The 16,972-nt window shown below is 38.8% G+C and carries 15 protein-coding genes; 8 read left to right on the top strand and 7 right to left on the bottom strand.

What is annotated here, in order from left to right:
- Position 1: 1 nt before the first annotated feature.
- Together IW16_RS22970 and IW16_RS22965 are read left to right on the top strand one after the other, a co-directional pair.
- Positions 2-1,420 carry an efflux transporter outer membrane subunit gene (locus IW16_RS22970; RefSeq protein ID WP_034751302.1) on the top strand — a complete coding sequence of 473 codons (1,419 nt, stop codon included), beginning with the start codon at positions 2-4 and terminating at the stop codon, positions 1,418-1,420.
- Positions 1,421-1,478: 58 nt separating this feature from the next.
- On the top strand, positions 1,479-2,033 hold the full coding sequence (locus IW16_RS22965; protein ID WP_034750300.1) for a DUF2652 domain-containing protein: 555 nt from the start codon (positions 1,479-1,481) through the stop codon (positions 2,031-2,033).
- 131 nt (positions 2,034-2,164) lie between these two features.
- Here the strand turns inward: IW16_RS22965 and IW16_RS22960 are convergent, their stop codons facing one another.
- The 6 genes from IW16_RS22960 to IW16_RS22935 form a co-directional block, all read right to left on the bottom strand.
- Positions 2,165-2,503, bottom strand: a complete 339-nt coding sequence (locus IW16_RS22960) for a cupin domain-containing protein (RefSeq protein ID WP_034750297.1) — start codon at positions 2,501-2,503, stop codon at positions 2,165-2,167.
- Positions 2,504-2,875: 372 nt separating this feature from the next.
- Positions 2,876-5,137 (bottom strand): glycoside hydrolase family 3 C-terminal domain-containing protein, encoded by a 2,262-nt coding sequence (locus IW16_RS22955; protein ID WP_034750295.1) that lies wholly within the window; start codon positions 5,135-5,137, stop codon positions 2,876-2,878.
- A gap of 303 nt (positions 5,138-5,440) precedes the next feature.
- Positions 5,441-6,247, bottom strand: coding sequence for a methionine ABC transporter substrate-binding lipoprotein MetQ (metQ, locus tag IW16_RS22950; RefSeq protein WP_034750292.1), 807 nt, complete (start codon positions 6,245-6,247; stop codon positions 5,441-5,443).
- 88 nt (positions 6,248-6,335) lie between these two features.
- The gene (metI, locus tag IW16_RS22945; protein WP_034750290.1) at positions 6,336-6,992 is read right to left on the bottom strand and encodes a methionine ABC transporter permease MetI; all 657 of its coding nucleotides are present in this window, start codon (positions 6,990-6,992) and stop codon (positions 6,336-6,338) included.
- A complete protein-coding gene (locus tag IW16_RS22940; RefSeq protein WP_034750287.1) occupies positions 6,985-8,013 on the bottom strand; it encodes a methionine ABC transporter ATP-binding protein in 1,029 nt (342 codons plus the stop codon). Before IW16_RS22940 ends, metI begins: the two co-directional genes overlap by 8 nt.
- Positions 8,014-8,034: 21 nt before the next feature.
- Positions 8,035-9,030 carry an EamA family transporter gene (locus IW16_RS22935; protein WP_051890658.1) on the bottom strand — a complete coding sequence of 332 codons (996 nt, stop codon included), beginning with the start codon at positions 9,028-9,030 and terminating at the stop codon, positions 8,035-8,037.
- Between the two features lie 557 nt (positions 9,031-9,587).
- Here IW16_RS22935 and IW16_RS22930 point away from each other — a divergent pair.
- From IW16_RS22930 to IW16_RS26795, 3 genes are all read left to right on the top strand, one after another.
- Positions 9,588-11,714, top strand: a complete 2,127-nt coding sequence (locus IW16_RS22930) for a type IA DNA topoisomerase (protein WP_034750284.1) — start codon at positions 9,588-9,590, stop codon at positions 11,712-11,714.
- Positions 11,715-11,840: 126 nt separating this feature from the next.
- Positions 11,841-12,017, top strand: a complete 177-nt coding sequence (locus IW16_RS26800; protein ID WP_165572032.1) for a bacteriocin-like protein — start codon at positions 11,841-11,843, stop codon at positions 12,015-12,017.
- A gap of 218 nt (positions 12,018-12,235) precedes the next feature.
- Positions 12,236-12,403 carry a bacteriocin-like protein gene (locus IW16_RS26795; protein WP_165572031.1) on the top strand — a complete coding sequence of 56 codons (168 nt, stop codon included), beginning with the start codon at positions 12,236-12,238 and terminating at the stop codon, positions 12,401-12,403.
- A 271-nt stretch (positions 12,404-12,674) separates the two neighbouring features.
- Here IW16_RS26795 and IW16_RS22925 read toward each other — a convergent pair whose 3' ends face one another.
- Entirely contained in the window at positions 12,675-13,097 is a 423-nt protein-coding gene (locus IW16_RS22925; RefSeq protein WP_034750281.1) for a hypothetical protein, read from the bottom strand.
- Between the two features lie 355 nt (positions 13,098-13,452).
- Here IW16_RS22925 and IW16_RS22920 point away from each other — a divergent pair, with 355 nt between their 5' ends.
- The 3 genes from IW16_RS22920 (at position 13,453) to IW16_RS22905 (ending at position 16,971) form a co-directional block, all read left to right on the top strand.
- Positions 13,453-13,875 (top strand): PaaI family thioesterase, encoded by a 423-nt coding sequence (locus tag IW16_RS22920; RefSeq protein ID WP_034750279.1) that lies wholly within the window; start codon positions 13,453-13,455, stop codon positions 13,873-13,875.
- A gap of 112 nt (positions 13,876-13,987) precedes the next feature.
- A complete protein-coding gene (locus IW16_RS22915) occupies positions 13,988-14,332 on the top strand; it encodes a phage holin family protein (RefSeq protein WP_034750277.1) in 345 nt (114 codons plus the stop codon).
- 644 nt (positions 14,333-14,976) lie between these two features.
- Positions 14,977-16,971, top strand: a complete 1,995-nt coding sequence (locus tag IW16_RS22905) for a S9 family peptidase (RefSeq protein ID WP_034750272.1) — start codon at positions 14,977-14,979, stop codon at positions 16,969-16,971.
- Position 16,972 lies beyond the last annotated feature (1 nt).

Raw genomic sequence — 16,972 nt, 5'->3', positions numbered from 1 at the left:
AATGAATTCAATTAAAAATATAGCATATATCGCATTGGTCTCCGGAGCAGCCGTTTCATGCAAAGTTCAGAAATATGAACAGCCTGAAGTGAAAATGCCTCAAGCTTTCAGGAGTGACAGCATCGTTGCAGACGCTCAGGAAAATATGGCAAAGACCAGCTACAGAGATTTCTTTAAAGATCCTGTTTTGGTCAGTCTTATTGATAAAGCCATGGCACAGAATAATGATTTTCTTGTCGCATTAAAACAGATAGAATATGCCTCCCTTGCTTATAACCAGAGCAGGTGGGGAAATGTTCCCACCATCAGCGCAACGGTAGGAAACGCCAGTATCAGCCGTCCTTCGGAGAACAGTATGAATGGAATGATGGCAGGACAGTTTACGGGAAAAAAATATACGGAAGATTATACCACATCGGTCAACATCTCATGGGAAGCTGATATATGGGGGAAGATTAAAGGCAGAAAAGAGCAGGCTCTGACAGAATATCTTAAAACTCAGGAAGCAGCAAAGGCTGTGAAAACTCAGTTGGTCGCTTCAGTGGTGCAGGGATACTACAACTTACTGATGCTGGATACGCAACTGCAGATCACAAAATCCAATCTGGAGTATTCGGATACGACTTTGAAGTTTTTAGCCAAACAACATGAGCTGGGCTTAACGACTGCTCTTGCCGTACAGCAGCAGGAAATTGTGAAAGATCAGATCCTGAAAACAGTTCCTGCCATTGAAAGTTCTATTGCTATTCAGGAAAATGCATTAAGTCTTCTTACAGGTTCGATGCCGGATAAGATTGAAAGAAGTGCGAGCCTGAATAATGTACAGTCGCCAGACAGAATTGCAGCGGGAATTCCTTCCGAACTCTTAAGCTACAGACCTGATATTAAAAGTGCCGAACTTGAAGTCAGAAAAAGTGCAGCAGCAATCCATGTAGCAAAAGTGAGTATGTATCCTTCCCTAAATATAACTGCTCAGGGAGGATTGAATGCATTTCAGGCAAGTCATTGGTTCAGTGTTCCCGGTTCACTTTTCGGAATGGCAGCGGGAATGATTGCGCAGCCTATTCTTAACGGAAAGCAGCTGAAGACACAATATGAGCAGTCTAAGGTCCTTGCAGATCAGGCAGAAATCAACTTTAAACAGTCTGTATTAAAAGCTGTAGGAGAGGTTTCTGACGCACTCGTGCAAATCCAGAAGCTTGAAGAACAGCAGAAAATCGCAGAAGGACTGGCGGTGAAATCCGGCGAAGCGGTAAAGAAAGCTGATATCTTATTTAAATACAATTCAGCAACTTATGTTGAGGTGATCATTGCTCAGAGCAATAAGCTTCAGGCGGAGCTGGATCTGGCTTCTCTGAAAGCACAAAGGTTAAATGCTATCACTTCTCTGTATAGAACTGTGGGTGGCGGCTGGCAATAAAGTAAAATGAAACCTGCTTCGTCTATGGTGATGAAGCAGGTTTTTAAACTCAATTATTATGAAGAATACAAATATACATGAGGGTATCATTCTTATTCCTGATTTCAGCGGGTTTACAGAATTTGTGTTCAATACTAAACTTTACACAGGGGAATATATTGTAAGACAACTACTATCTACGCTGATCGATATGAATGATCAGTATTTTGAAATCTCAGAGATCGAAGGCGATGCCATTTTATTTTACAGGTACGACAATCATCCTTCTTATGAGCGTATTTCAAGGATGCTTTGGAACATGCGGAATGCATTTAACCAAAAAATTAAAGAATTAAGTAAGGAGCTGAGTATGTCTATAGACATGTCGCTGAAGTTCATTGTACACTATGGAAAATTTTCACAGTATACAATTGGGAATTTCAAAAAACTTTACGGTAAAACGGTGGTAGAAGCACATCAGATGTTGAAAAACGAATTTGCCGAACAGCCGTCGTATGCACTTTTCAGCAATTCTTTTTTAGAAAACAGCGGAAATGAGGCATCAGAAATCAATACACACAAATACCATCTTCCTGAAGGTGGGATGATCCATTATTTTGAGAATGTCAACTAGCATATCTATTTTTTAATCCTTGTAAATTTGCTATGCGGTGCCCGGGTGAGATCCGGGCATTTTTTGTGGATGAAAATAATTGGATTTTTTTGAGAGTATCATTTGATATTATCAGGCAGTAGGTTTTTGAGCTATACTTTTTCCACTCTTGATGTTTGATCTAATAGATTCAGGCTCAGTCTTACCATGCTTTCTTCCAGGGCTATAAGGTCATGAACCTGATTGGCGGGCAGAACGATCATCATTCCTTTGTTTAATACATAACGCTGTCCATCGGTTCCGAAATCAATACTTCCTTCCAGTATTTGTACTACGATAGGATAAGGAGCTTTATGTTCTTTCATTTCCTGACCTTTACGGAATAGGATTCTTATTTCTTTGGCAAGATCCGTTTTGATCATTACTTTTATGGCAGGTTTATGACCGTCTTCATAATGCAGTTCTTCAAAAAATGATGCAGTGTGTACCATGATATGTATATATTGGAATTTAATACCTTTAATTTACGGAAAATATTATTGAGGTTTTATATGATTGTACTCATGCTGAAATTAATTCGACAGGAAATTTTCCAAATGACCTTAGAAAGTGCAGCGTCAGGAAAATGAATTCTGTGAACGTTAAAAAAACTCTGTTGTCTGAGTGCGGGACAAATATTGATTCTAAACATAGAGTGTTACCGTACGAGTTCAGAGTTTTTAGAGAACAGATTTCATTTTTAGCATAAGGTTCTAAAGTCTTGAACTTTTGGTTCATTTTGTTTCAAGACAAAAGAATATATAAAACAAAGAAAAGCAGATTCGTTAGAACCTGCTTAGATATTTAAAATATAATAATAAAAATTACTTCAACGTAAACTTCACTTTCGTCTTAATTGCATCAGAAGAATTCCCGATCTGTGCCTCAAAATCTCCAGGTTCAGCCGTCCATTCATGCTTATCTGCATCAAAATAGCTTAATGCTGTTTTATCAATAGTGAACGTCACTTCTTTTTGCTCACCAGGATTTAGATAAACCTTTTCAAAGCCTTTAAGTTCCTTGGCAGGACGTGGTACAGAAGCTTTGTTATCGCTGATGTATAGCTGGGCGACTTCAGCACCTGCTTTTTTACCCGTATTTTTTACGGTCAACGTGAAGGTGATCTTATCGTCCTGAGATATCACTGTTTTATCAGCGAAAGCTTTTCCAAACTCAAATGTGGTGTAGCTTAATCCATGTCCGAAACTGAATAATGGTTTGATTTTTTTGGTATCATGCCAACGGTATCCTACAAAAATACCTTCATTGTAGGTAATATTGGTAGGGTTTTTCTGATCTTTCCCTTTTCCTGCTGCCAGTTCATCTTTCTGTCCGGGATATTCTCCCAACTGGTGTGCTGAATTATCTTCAAGCTTTACCGGGAAAGTAAACGGAAGTTTTCCGGATGGATTTGCATCACCTGCCAAGATAGAAGCAATAGAATTTCCGGCTTCAGACCCAAGATACCATGACTGAAGAACAGAAGGAACTTCTTTGATCCACGGCATAGCCACTGCATTTCCGGAAACTAATACTACAGCAAGATTTTTATTCGCTTTTGCTAATGCGGCAATCACGTTGTCCTGGTTGTAAGGAAGCCCATAACTTTTTCTGTCGTTGCCTTCACTGTCCTGGAAGTCCGCTTTATTCAATCCTCCTACGAAAATTACGTAATCGGATTTTTTGGCTAATTCTACAGCTTCATTGAGTAATTCAGCTGCTGAACGGTCGTCTTTTAAATTCTGTCCGGATTTCACACCGTTATATTCTCCACCAATATCCCCTACATAACCTCTTGCATACTGTACATCAGCCTGCTTTCCAAATCTGGATTTGATTCCGTCCAATGGAAGCGTTTCGTATTTTACTTTTAAAGATGAAGAACCACCACCAACAGTCATGATCTTGATGGCATTTTCACCGATAACAGCAATTTTTTTAGCTTTATTAATATCGATAGGAAGTACATTGCCCTGATTTTTCAGCAATACAATTCCTTCTTCTCCGATTTCTTTAGCTACTGCCTTATGTTCTTCAGAAGCAATATTCCCGAAAGGTTTGTTTCTGTTCATCGTGGTTTTGTAAGCCAGACGAAGAAGTCTAGTTACCTTATCATCCAGTTCCTGTGTTCCTACTTTACCTGCTTTGATCAGGTCGAGATAAGGTTTAGCCAGATAATAGTTATCATAGGCATTTTTTGTTCCGGCAGAAAGACCGTTGGTCCAGCTTCCGAATTCAAGATCAAGTCCGTTGTGGATCGCCTGTTCTGTATTATTCACTGCTCCCCAGTCAGAAACAACCACACCTTTATAACCCCATTCTTTTTTCAGAATGTCATTTAAAAGGTATTGATTTTGGCTGGCGTATTGGTTTTTGTACATGTCGTAGGCACCCATAATCGTCCAGGAATCTCCTTCGGTTACTGCTGCTTTGAAAGGCGGAAGATAAATCTCGTAAAGCGTTCTGTCGTCTATATTAACATTGCTCGTATGACGGAACATTTCCTGATTGTTGAGCGCAAAATGCTTTACAGAAGTAGCCACTCCGTTGGATTGTACCCCTTTGATGTAAGGAACGACCATTTTTGAAGTTAAGTAAGGGTCTTCGCCCATATATTCGAAATTTCTTCCGTTAAGAGGCGTTCTGTAAATATTAACACCAGGTCCCAGAAGAATATCTTTTTTTCTGTATCGGGCTTCTTCGCCCAAAGCCTTTCCATAATTCCAGGACATTTTTTTGTTCCATGTTGCAGAAAGTGCCGTCAGGGCAGGGTAGGCGATGATCGAGTCATTCGTCCATCCGGCTTGGTCCCATTCGTCCCACATCACTTCAGGACGTACTCCGTGAGGTCCGTCTGTTGTCCAGAATTCAGGAATTCCCAGTCTTGGAACACCGGGTGAACTGAACTTGGACTGTGCATGAAGCATTGCCACTTTTTCTTCCACGGTCATTCTCGAAAGAGCGTCCTGAATACGTTGCTCTACAGGTTTTGATTCATCTAAATAAACAGGTTGAGTATGAGTCTGAGCCATATATGAAGCAGCAATAAATGTGAATAAACTTACAATGACGGTTTTCTTGAACATAAAAAGCCTTTTTGTTGATTAACAACAAAAGTAAGTAAATTTTTTATTATCTCAAATTGAGAAAATGAATTTTAGTCAATAAGTTTTTGATCCCGGGTTCCGGGATTTGGAATTTCGGATATGTGTTTTAGAGTTAGAACGCTTCAGTGGGTTAACTTTCAGGTTTCGTATTCCGGAGATGAGAGTAACTGGACATGGAGTTTGAGGATATGAATTTCTCATCAGGACAAACAATTTGTATACCGCAACGTACAACCATGATCTCATAACCTGAAACCTGCAACAAACTTATTATTTATGCTCCTACCATCCTTTCACCGCACCTCCCTTGAAGATTTCTACAGCTTTTTTAGCCACTGCATCAGACTGATAGGCTTTTACAAAGTTTTTAACTTTTTCAGAATTTTTATTGTCATGAGTCGCAACGATCACATTCACATAGGGAGAATCTTTATCTTCGCTGAAGACCCCCTGTTTATCAGCGTCTAATCCTGCCTGTGAAGCGAAATTATTATTGATAATGGCAATAACCACTTCTTTGTCATCCAGAACTCTGGGAAGCTGTGGAGCTTCGATCTCAAGAATTCTTAACTGTTTTGGATTTTCGGTGATGTCTGTGACTTTTGGAAGAAGTCCGATACCTTCTTTTAATTTTAAAAGTCCGTTTTTCTGAAGGAGCAGAAGAGAACGTCCTTCATTGGTGGGATCATTTGGAATAACAACGGTACTTCCATTCTGAAGCTGGCTGATATTTCTGATCTTCTTCGAATAGGCTACGATCGGGTAAACAAAAGTATTTCCGACCACGGCCAGTTTATATCCTCTCTGCTTCGACTGCTCATTCAGATAAGGAACATGCTGGAAAGCATTGGCTTCGATATCTCCGTTGTTAAGAGCTTCATTCGGAACCACGTAATCATTGAAGGGAATCAGCTCCACATCAAGATTATACTTTTCCTTAGCTACTTTTTTCGCAGCTTCAGCAATTTCCATTTCCGGGCCGTAAGTGATTCCTACTACGATATGATTCGGATCATCTTTCTTTCCGGAACATGCATTGAATATAAGAAGTCCAGCCGTTAAAAGGCCTATAATGTTTAGATTTTTCATTAGAATTTTTATCATTAAAAGGTGGCGGAGGAGCCCGAAACCACCTGTTCTTATTTTGTTAATATAATTACTTTTGAGATGCTTTTATTTATCTGTGATCAAATTTCTTGGCTAACCGGTCTCCTGCAAACTGTATGATAAACACCAGTGCTACCAAAAGTACCAGTACAACATTCATGATCACTGCATCGTAGCCGATATAACCATATTGATACCCGATCTGTCCCAGTCCGCCGGCTCCCAATGCTCCGCCCATGGCAGAATAACCTACCAAAGTAATCAGGGTAATAGCTGCATTATTGATCAAAGAGGGAAGTGCTTCAGGAAGCAGTACTTTTTGGATGATCTGTAAAGGAGATGCACCCAAAGCTCTCGCAGTTTCTATCAAACCATGCGGCACTTCAAGAAGGCTGTTTTCTACAAGTCTCGCAATAAATGGGGCAGCTCCCACACTTAACGGAACCAAAGCAGCATTCATTCCTATCGATGTTCCTATGATCACCCTTGTGAAAGGAATCATCCAAACGATTAAAATGATAAAAGGAATAGAACGGAAAATATTAACCAGAATAGAGATTACCCTATAATAAATCACATTTTCCAGCAGCTGTCCCTTTCTTGTCAGAAACAGCAGAATTCCAACCGGAAGACCTAAAACAAATCCAAAAAATCCTGAAACGAAGGTCATATAAATCGTTTCCCAAAGTCCTTTTCCCAAAAGCGCAATTACCGAATCACTAAGCATATCCTTTTACTGTATTTTGAATTTTATTCTGGTTAAAGTAATAAATGGCCTTTTGGTTTTCTTCAGTCTCTCCCTGAAGCTGAAGCAATAGCTTTCCAAAATTTGAATCACCCAAATATTCCACGTCGGCTTTAAGAAGTCTGTAAGGTATTTTGTATTGATCATAAAGCGTTGAAAGCAGTTTTTCAACACTGATGTGTTCATTGAGTTCTATTTCGACAAGCGGAAATAAACCATCTTGCGGTTCTTTCTGCAGTCTTTTATTGAGTTCCTGAGGAATGGTCATGATATCTGAATTTATAAATTGTCGGATCACCGGATTTTCTTTATCTGAGATGATCTCGCTTAATGTTCCTTTTGCTAATAATTTTCCTTTGTCGATGACAGCCACATGATTGCAGACTGCTTTAATAACTTCCATTTCATGGGTGATCAGAAGGATGGTAATGCCAAGCCTTTGATTAATATCCCTTAAAAGCTGGAGGATCGACTGTGTTGTTGCCGGATCCAGCGCACTGGTTGCTTCATCACAAAGCAGGAGATAAGGATCATTGGCTAATGCCCTTGCAATGGCTACTCTCTGTTTCTGTCCGCCGGAAAGGCTTCTCGGATAATCATTGGCTTTCTCTTCCAACCCTACGATCTTGAGCAGTTCATTGACCTTTCTTTTAATCTCATTTTTACTTACATGGTCAAGTTCCAATGAAAGTGCTACATTGTCAAAAACAGTTCTTGATGAAAGCAGATTAAAATGCTGGAAGATCATACCGATTTTTTTACGTTCCCACGCAAGCTGTTTTGAGTTCAGTTGCGTGAAATCCTTTCCGTTGATGATGATCTGGCCTTCATCTGGTCTTTCCAGAAGATTTACGGTGCGGATCAACGTACTTTTCCCAGCTCCGGAAAACCCGATAATCCCCACAATATCTCCCTTTTCTATGCTCAGGCTTACCTGATCCAGTGCCTTGAAAGACTGCTTTTTCTGATGAAATGTTTTTGAAATGTTTTTGATCTCTATCATTTTTAATGTCTGGTTTTAATTTTAAATAGGCTGATATGGTCTGACAGTCTTATTGACAAATCGTTTCAGCCTTCTTATTTTCACCTTCGAGCGTTTCGAAAGTCTGAAATACTTCGTTACATTCGTCAGAAGTACTCCCAGTAATATAACGGACAATCCATAAAGCTGACTTCCGTTAATAGTCTGCCCGGCTACAATCCAGCCTGCAAATACGGTAACAATAGGATTGATATAAGTGTGTGTGCTTACCAAAGCCGCCGGCTTTACAGAAAGCAGCCATATATAAGATAAATAAGCAACGATTGATCCGAAGAATATAAGGAATAATACACCCGCCCATGCCGATACCGGAACATTGGAGAATGAAAAACCGTGCCATTCTTTTCTGAAAGAAGCAATAATAAAGGCAGCCACACCCGCTGTGATCAGCTGCTGTGCAATATTCATAAATGTAGATTGCGAGGCAGGATTTTTCTTTGAATATAAAGAACCCAGAACCCAGGCCACTGAACTTAAGGCCAATACAATAAATGCAGTGATTCGGAGCTTACCGTCTGTTGCTGCGTGATGCGCGCTGGAAACACTTCCGTTAAGGAATAATATCAATCCTACGAATCCTATAATCAATCCTATCGGAATAAATTTATCCGAGAAATAATACTTCCAGTTTTTCTTATCAATAGCAATGAACCAGAATGGTCCTGTTGCAATGGCAATGGCTGCTTCAGAAGCCGATACATACTGCTCACCCCAGGCCACAAGCCCTGTTCCGCCGGTAAGAATTAATATTCCTGTAATCGCATTCTTTTTCCAGTTGACAAGAGAATTGGCTTTTTCACCTTTAGCCAGCAGCCAGCCTATCATCAGAAGCCCTGCCGCCAGAAAGCGGAACCCAGAAAGAATAAAAGGAGGAAATCCTGTCAGACCAAATGAAATAGCCAGGAATGTAATTCCCCAGATCACGTAAATATTGATAAATGCGACCGGCACCAGCCAGCTGTTTTTTGAAGTACTCATTGTGTATGTTTTTGTGTGATGTGTATTAAAATAAAAAAGGCCCTACCACGTGGTAAGGCCTTTAGAATATGTGATATAAAAGTAAGGTCAGCCACGGGATTTCTGATGCATAGGCATACAGTTGCACATCATCATATTTTTGATGGTCTGTTTCTTAATTGATTGATGTTTAAATCCTTGTTTCATTTTGTTTTCTTTTCCTGAATACGGTTGCAAATATAGAACATATATTTTTATTAGTCCACTAAAATAATAGACTTTTTAATATTTTTTGTTTCTTAAATATTTAATTGATTGTTTTTCAGTGATTTATTTTGTTTTAAATTTTGTTAATATTCATTCATTGTTGAAAAATAAAACCTTGTAAGCGCTTCGGACGCTACACTATTAGGAAGAATTGAATCAATTTATTTGCTTGATTTACATTCATTAAATTGCTAAACAAACCTGTTTATGCATCTTTTATGCTCTCATTTCTGGGACAACAGCTCTGAACTAAATTAGCAAAATCCAAAAAAAATCCCGACTTTTGTCCCCCTTCAATAATTCCGAAATTCATGAAACTTTGTATTGCCGAAAAGCCCAGTGTTGCCAGAGATATCGCCAAAGTATTAGGTGCTACCATGCCTAAACAGGGCTATATGGAAGGTAACGGATACTGCGTGACATGGACGTTCGGACACCTTTGTACCTTAAAAGAACCTCACGATTACGGTCCTCAATATAAATCCTGGAATTTATTTTTGCTGCCCATCATTCCCAAGAATTTTGGAATCAAATTAATCCCCAATAAAGGCGTAGAAAACCAGTTCAAAGTCATTGAAAGATTAGTAGAGGAATGTGATGAGGTCATTAACTGTGGTGATGCCGGGCAGGAAGGAGAGCTGATCCAGCGATGGGTATTGCAGAAAGCCAAATGCAGCAAACCTGTTCAGCGTTTATGGATTTCATCTCTAACGGAAGAAGCGATTAAAGAAGGGTTTGAGAACCTGAAACCTGCTGAAGATTATAAAAATCTGTATCTGGCCGGAAATGCCAGAGCAATCGGAGATTGGCTGCTGGGAATCAATGCAACCAGGCTGTTCACAAAAAAATTCGGAGGAAACAAAGCGGTTCTTTCGATCGGAAGGGTGCAAACTCCTACACTGGCTATGCTCGTTCAGCGTCAGAAGGAGATTGATGCATTTAATACGGAAGAATATTGGGAACTTAAGACCAAATATCGTGACGTCATTTTCAATGCCGCAATTGACCGTTTAAAAACCCTTGACCGTGCGGAAAAAGGACTTGAATATCTTAAATTAAATCCTTTTGAAATTGTCTCTTTTGAGATTAAAGAAGGAAAAGAAAAAAATCTGAGACTTTTTGATTTGACCGGACTTCAGGTGGAAGCCAACAAAAAATATGGTTACTCAGCAGAAAGCACTTTAAATTACATACAGAGTCTGTATGAAAAAAAGCACGTGACTTATCCACGTGTTGATACCACTTATCTATCCGAAAGTCTGTATCCCAAAATAGAAGGAATTTTACGGAAAATGCATTTTTATCAGGATCTTATTGCTCCTTTACTGGAAGCACCTATTCCAAAATCCAAAGCAGTTTTCGATGATGCAAAAGTGACGGATCACCATGCGATTATCCCAACGGAAGTTCCGCCTTCTCAAAATCTGAGCAGAGAGGAAAAGTTGATCTATGATCTGGTTGCAAAACGTTTTATTTCTGTTTTTTATCCTGAATGTAAAATTTCAAATACATTGGTGGAAGGAAAAGTAGGGACTATTCCATTTAAAACAAGTGGAAGACAGGTTCTCGAACCCGGATGGAGAGCCGTTTATGCAAAAGAACCCAAAGAAGAATCTACAGATAAAGAAAAAGAGAAAGAAGAAGAACAGACGATTCCTGAATTTACTGTGGGAGAAACCGGACCACACGATCCGATGATTCACCAGGGAAAAACCACACCACCAAAGCCATACACTGAAGCAACATTGCTGCGAGCAATGGAAACAGCCGGAAAACAGGTAGAAGACGAGGAACTGCGTGAACTGCTGAAAAATAACGGAATCGGAAGACCATCTACCCGTGCCAATATCATTGAAACCCTTTTCAAAAGGAAGTATATTGAAAAGAAAAGAAAAAACCTTATCGCTACTCAAACAGGAATTCAATTAATTGATACGATAGAAGATGAACTTCTTAAAAGTCCCGAGCTTACAGGAGAATGGGAGCAGAAACTCCGTAAAATTGAGAAAGGAGAGTACGAAGCCAATCAGTTTAAAGAAGAACTGATCCAGATGGTTTCAGAGCTTACCCGAAAAGTGGTAGACGGAAAAGGAAAGGTGATTATGCTGCAGGAAGAAGAGAAAGAAGAAGTCAAGGAAAAGAAAAAGCGCGAACCTTCCGTAAAAAAAGAACTTCAATCCTGGGAAGAAACGAAATGCCCGAAATGTAAAGAACACAATCTGATCAAAGGGAAAACAGCTGTTGGATGTTCTGATTTCAAGAATTGTGGTTTTAAAATTACCTTTGACATTTTTGGTAAAAAACTTTCAGACAAACAGCTTTTAGATTTGGTTTTAAAAGGAAAAACTTCCAAACTGAAAGGATTCACCACACATTCTGAAGCTTTGACAGAAGGGGTGCTAAACCTTGCAGAAGGTTTTCAGGTAGAACTTAGCTAATCAATCCAATCATACATTTTTAGTTTTAGGGTGCACTACCATAATAGTTAGATTATTTCTTATGTTTTAAATCCCTGTTTGGAGAATATTTTTTATATTTATCGCTCAACAAATTAAAATTTAAGCATGAAAAATTTCAAAAAAATTTCCAGAGAGAATTTAAAAGGAATTCAAGGAGGAGGCGTTCCTGAAGGTATTTGCAAACCTGGATTCAAGTACATGTGTGAAGCTACTGGTATTTGCGGACCAGAAGAAGACGCGGCTTGTAATTGCTTTTGCATTCCTATCATTCCAAATCCATAAGATACGATCCCTCATCAGAGGGATTTTTTAGTGCTTTTATTTTATTGTTAGTCCTTTTCCTAAGGGCAGCAATAGAGTACTATATTTCAGCTTTACTTCGTAAATATTGACATGAGAAATTACGCTAATTTGTTGAAAAATTAATAAAACAATTCACCAAGTGTTGTATAATTTAAAATGATTTTGGATATTTACTTATCAATCAAATGATATCAATTATGAAAAATCTAAGAAAATTAAACAAAGGAGAATTAAAGACCATCAAAGGTGGAAGACCCCCTCTTGGGTGCAATAACTGGGACCAAACGGCCAGATGTTGCAGAGAGTGGGCTGATGACTACTGTGGCAATGCAACATGCCCGGATTCACCTCCGCCATTTTGCTAGTTAGCTTTTTTCAAAACTATTGAAAAATAAAGTTCCAGTACCCAAACCTTGTGGTACTGGAACTTTTATTAAATGCCCATAGCATCAGCAGGCGATTTAGTTTGCTCTTATTACAGCTTCAAGATAGGTACATTAACGAGAGAACTTTAGTGGTGCGGGCTTCTTCTTATGGAGAATACGGGATTCGAATCCGTGACCTTTTGGCTGCCAGTCAAACGCGTCTGAATTTTATAAACTGTGGTTAGATTTTTAACATATTCTTATTTACCCTTTATCTGAACAGTTTATTATACCATCCATTGATGTCCGTCCTGATAGCATCATGATATTGGCATAAGATCTGTGCCAGTTCAAGTTCTGACCTTTCTGATTTATATGCATTTAAAGTCAGATATCCGAAAAAGTTTCCATCCTGATCAACAATTGCCGGTGGATAAGAAGCATAGTTGCTCCACGGAGAATACGTACTGTATGAACTTCCATAGTTTCCATGGGTATTCCATATCGATTTGGAACCGAATGCATTTCCATAATCACTGTAAGCATTCCAAATCGAATTTTTATCAAAAGTATCACAGTTTAAACATCCAAGATACTGATCCTGATTGGAGCCGCCATACAGGTGCAATGTCTGAGCTTGAACAATGCAGCATAGAGTGATGCTTATCAATGTGAAAATCTTTTTCAGGGACATACAGATGGTTGTTTAGTGCAAAGCTAGTATTTTGTAAGTGTTTTCGGGAACCACCCCGTCAAAAATTTTTTGAATTTTCGCCACCCCTCCGGAGGAGTGGAATGGTATCCGGTTCAGCTGTAGTCGTCATAAAATCTTGGATTTTTTTTAATACTTCCGTGTACTTCTTACACACAATGTATTTAACTTCAAAAATAACTTAAGTGTTAAAAACTTTTGTGCCTTGTGTGATTAAAAAGCTTTCGGGGCTATTTTAAATTTTGATTAGTAGCAGGCAAACTTATTTCAATTTTTCTGGCATTTTTGAAAAACATTGATGTACTTTGTATTTACATTCGGATTAAAATACATATTCATGACTCCAGAAAAAAAGAAACTCATCACAGATAGCTTTGGCCGTTCAGAAACATTAAAATTTTACAACGCCGAATTACTGGAAGTAGATACTGATTTTGTCTCCATCAAAATTCCTAAAATGGAGATGATGACCCGGAAAGCCGGTATGTTCAATGGTGCTATGATTGCTTCGCTGGTGGATGTTTCTTCCGGATATGCTTCGGTAAGCCATTATAAAGACGACTGTTATGTAGTGACTGTTGAACTGAAAGTTAATTATCTTCGTCCTGCATTGGGAGATGCCCTGATATCGAGATCTTATGTGATAAAAGGTGGTGCAAAAATCATTGTAGTAAGAACAGAAATTTATGTTCTTGATGAAAGTACGGGGTCAGAAAGTCATGTGGCGACTTCACTGGTAACCATGATGAGGATCAAATAAATAGAACTTAAAAAATTAAAATGTTCAGTAAATAAAGGACCTGACAGCTTTTTTCAGGGCTAATTGGAACAGGATTTGCAACGTAGACAGCATAACATTAAAAAATAATAATATGAACTTAATTATCAGGCTGTTCATTACAGCAATCGTTGCGTACCTTTTGACTAAGGTGCTTCCGGGTGTACATTTCGAAGGATTTTCTTCGGCGATTATTTTTGCCATCGTATTGGGGGTACTAAATATTTTTGTAAAACCTATTTTAGGACTTTTTGGTTTGCCGCTTACGATCATCACACTGGGATTATTTGCTCTGGTGATTAACGCAGTGATTATTTTAATTGCAGACTATTTTATAGACAGTATGGTAGTAGATGGTTTCTGGTGGGCACTTATTTTTAGTGTGCTGCTGTCCTTTGTGACCTCTCTGGCCAATTCCATGTTTTCAGATGGAGAATAAATAGCAAAACATATCGCAAAACAAAGCGGCTGTCTCATTGAGACAGCCGCTTCTTATTTAAGAATAATGATCATTAATCCACTCAATACATTCTTCATAGATCTGAACCTGTTGTGGAGTCTGGATATAAGGAGCGTTGGTAGGAACGTTTTCAGCGATTGTAGCCATGATTTTGGCTAGGCTTCTGCCTCTAAAATCGACTCTTGTTATCTGAATCGAACCCTATTTCAAATGATCTTTGTGGATATGCCGGAGATGAGATACACCTGCATCTACCTGGGTAGCTTTAAAATTAACTGTTTCTGGAATACTCATGATGTAAATTTTTAAATGATATTAATCAAAATCAAATGATTTTGGAATTGCTGTTTCATTTTCCACTTACCATAAAGACCGGGTTTTAATGATTTTGCGGAAGTAAAATTCAGTATTTCAAGCAAATGAAAGAAGAGGGAAAATGCCCTTCTTTAAAAAATAGGTGTTTTCCTTTAAGACAGGCCCCGGTTTGTGAAATGGAATTTTCTTGTCAATTCTTTCGTTCATTGGTATTTTAAGTACTAACTTTGGCCATCTTTGAATTAAATAAAAGGAATGTATGAAATCTGTACGATTCCATAATTCCATTAAAAAATGAATATCAATATATGAAACTTAAGTACAGTCTGCTGGCTCTGGCAGCTCCGCTCTTAATGAATGCACAACAAGTAATGACGCCTGAAATTCTTTGGACTTTGAAAAAAGTTGGAGTGCAGGCAGTTTCACCGGATCAGTCTTCACTTATTTATAAAATAGGGCAGGTAGATCTGAAGACAGAAAAAACAAAAAGTGAGAACTACTTTCTGAATGTTCTTAACAACCAGTCTTCTAAAATAGATTTCGGTAAAAAAGCCCTTATTCAGTGGGATAAAAACGGAATTTATGCACAGGAAGGAGATAAGATTTTCCTTTCAAAAGACAACGGTAAAACCTGGTCTGAGTTTTTCACTATTGGAGAAGCTGATAACATCGTCATCTCTCCGGATGGTAAAAAGATTGCTTTCAGCAAACAGGTTCTTGTTGAAAAATTAATGGGGAAAGATAAATATCCCGATACTCCTAAAACGACAGCTCAGGTATATACAGACCTTAATCACAGACACTGGGATTATTTCAATGAAGGTAAATACAACCATGTATTCGTCGTGAATGCTACAGATAAAGTAGAATCTGCAAAGGATCTTCTGGATGGTAAGACATGGGATTCCCCACAAAGACCTTTCGGAGGAACAGAAGATTTTATCTGGAGCCCGGATTCTTCACAGCTTCTCTATGTTACCAAACCTAAAAGCGGAAAAGAATATTCTACAAGTACCAATACAGATATCTTTTCTTACGACCTGGCGTCAGGAACCACAAAGAACATCACAGAATCCAATAAAGGGTATGACGTTAATCCAAAATTCAGCCCGGATGGAAAATCTCTGATCTGGCAGAGTATGGCCAGAGATGGTTATGAAGCTGACAAAAATGATATAAAAATCATGGATTGGAAATCTGGAAAAACAGCGAATCTTACTGCTGGCTGGGATGAAAGCGTTTCTGGAGATGTATTCTGGAGCGGCGATTCAAAATCGATCTATTTTACAGCAGCGTTCAGAGGAACAAAACAGCTTTTTTCTTTAGATCCTAAAGCAGCTAAAGTTCAACAGATCACAAAAGGAGATTTTGACGTTAACGAAATCTTTACCGATAATAAATCTTCACTTTTAGTAGGAAGAACAGACGTAAACCATGCAACGGAATTATTCTCTGTCAATCTTAAGAACGGAGAGATGAAGCAGGTGACTGAAGCCAACAAAGATGCTTATGCTAAACTGGCTCAGGGTAAATCTGAACTGAAGATGGTGAAAACATCGGACGGAAAAGAAATGGGTGTATGGTTCCACTATCCACCAAACTTTGATCCAAATAAAAAATACCCTACACTGGTTTATTGTCAGGGAGGACCACAATCTGCTTTAACACAGTTTTTCAGTACAAGATGGAATTTCTCACTAATGGCAGCCAACGGATATATCGTAGTGGCTCCAAACAGAAGAGGAATGCCGGGATGGGGAACAAAATGGAATGAAGAAATTTCTAAAGACTGGGGAGGACAGCCGATGAGAGATTATCTGGCAGCAACAGACTTTGCAAAAACATTACCTTACGTAGATGGCGAAAGAGTAGCGGCAGTAGGAGCAAGCTATGGAGGATATAGTGTATTTATGTTAGCCGGAATCCACGAAAACAGATTCAAAACGTTCATTGCTCACGACGGATTATTTGATATGAAATCATGGTATCTTACAACAGAAGAACTGTGGTTTGCCAACTGGGATCTTGGATCTCCATGGGAAAAACCACTTCCTAAAGCATATACAGAATTCAACCCAAGTAATTTCGTTGAAAAGTGGAACAAGCCGATCATGATCTTCCAGGGAGGAATTGATTTCCGTGTACCTTACGAGCAGGGACAGGAAGCTTTCCAGGCAGCAAAATTAAGAGGTTTGAAATCTAAATTAGTTTATTTCCCGAACGAAAATCACTGGGTACTTCATCCTCAAAATGGATTGGTATGGCAGAGAGAATTCTTCGACTGGCTGAAGGAAACTTTGTAAA

The organism is Chryseobacterium vrystaatense, from assembly GCF_000737765.1.
Taxonomy (GTDB): Bacteria; Bacteroidota; Bacteroidia; order Flavobacteriales; family Weeksellaceae; genus Chryseobacterium; species Chryseobacterium vrystaatense.
Note: the sequence above shows the minus strand (reverse complement) of the source record. Positions and strands in the feature narration are given on the sequence as shown.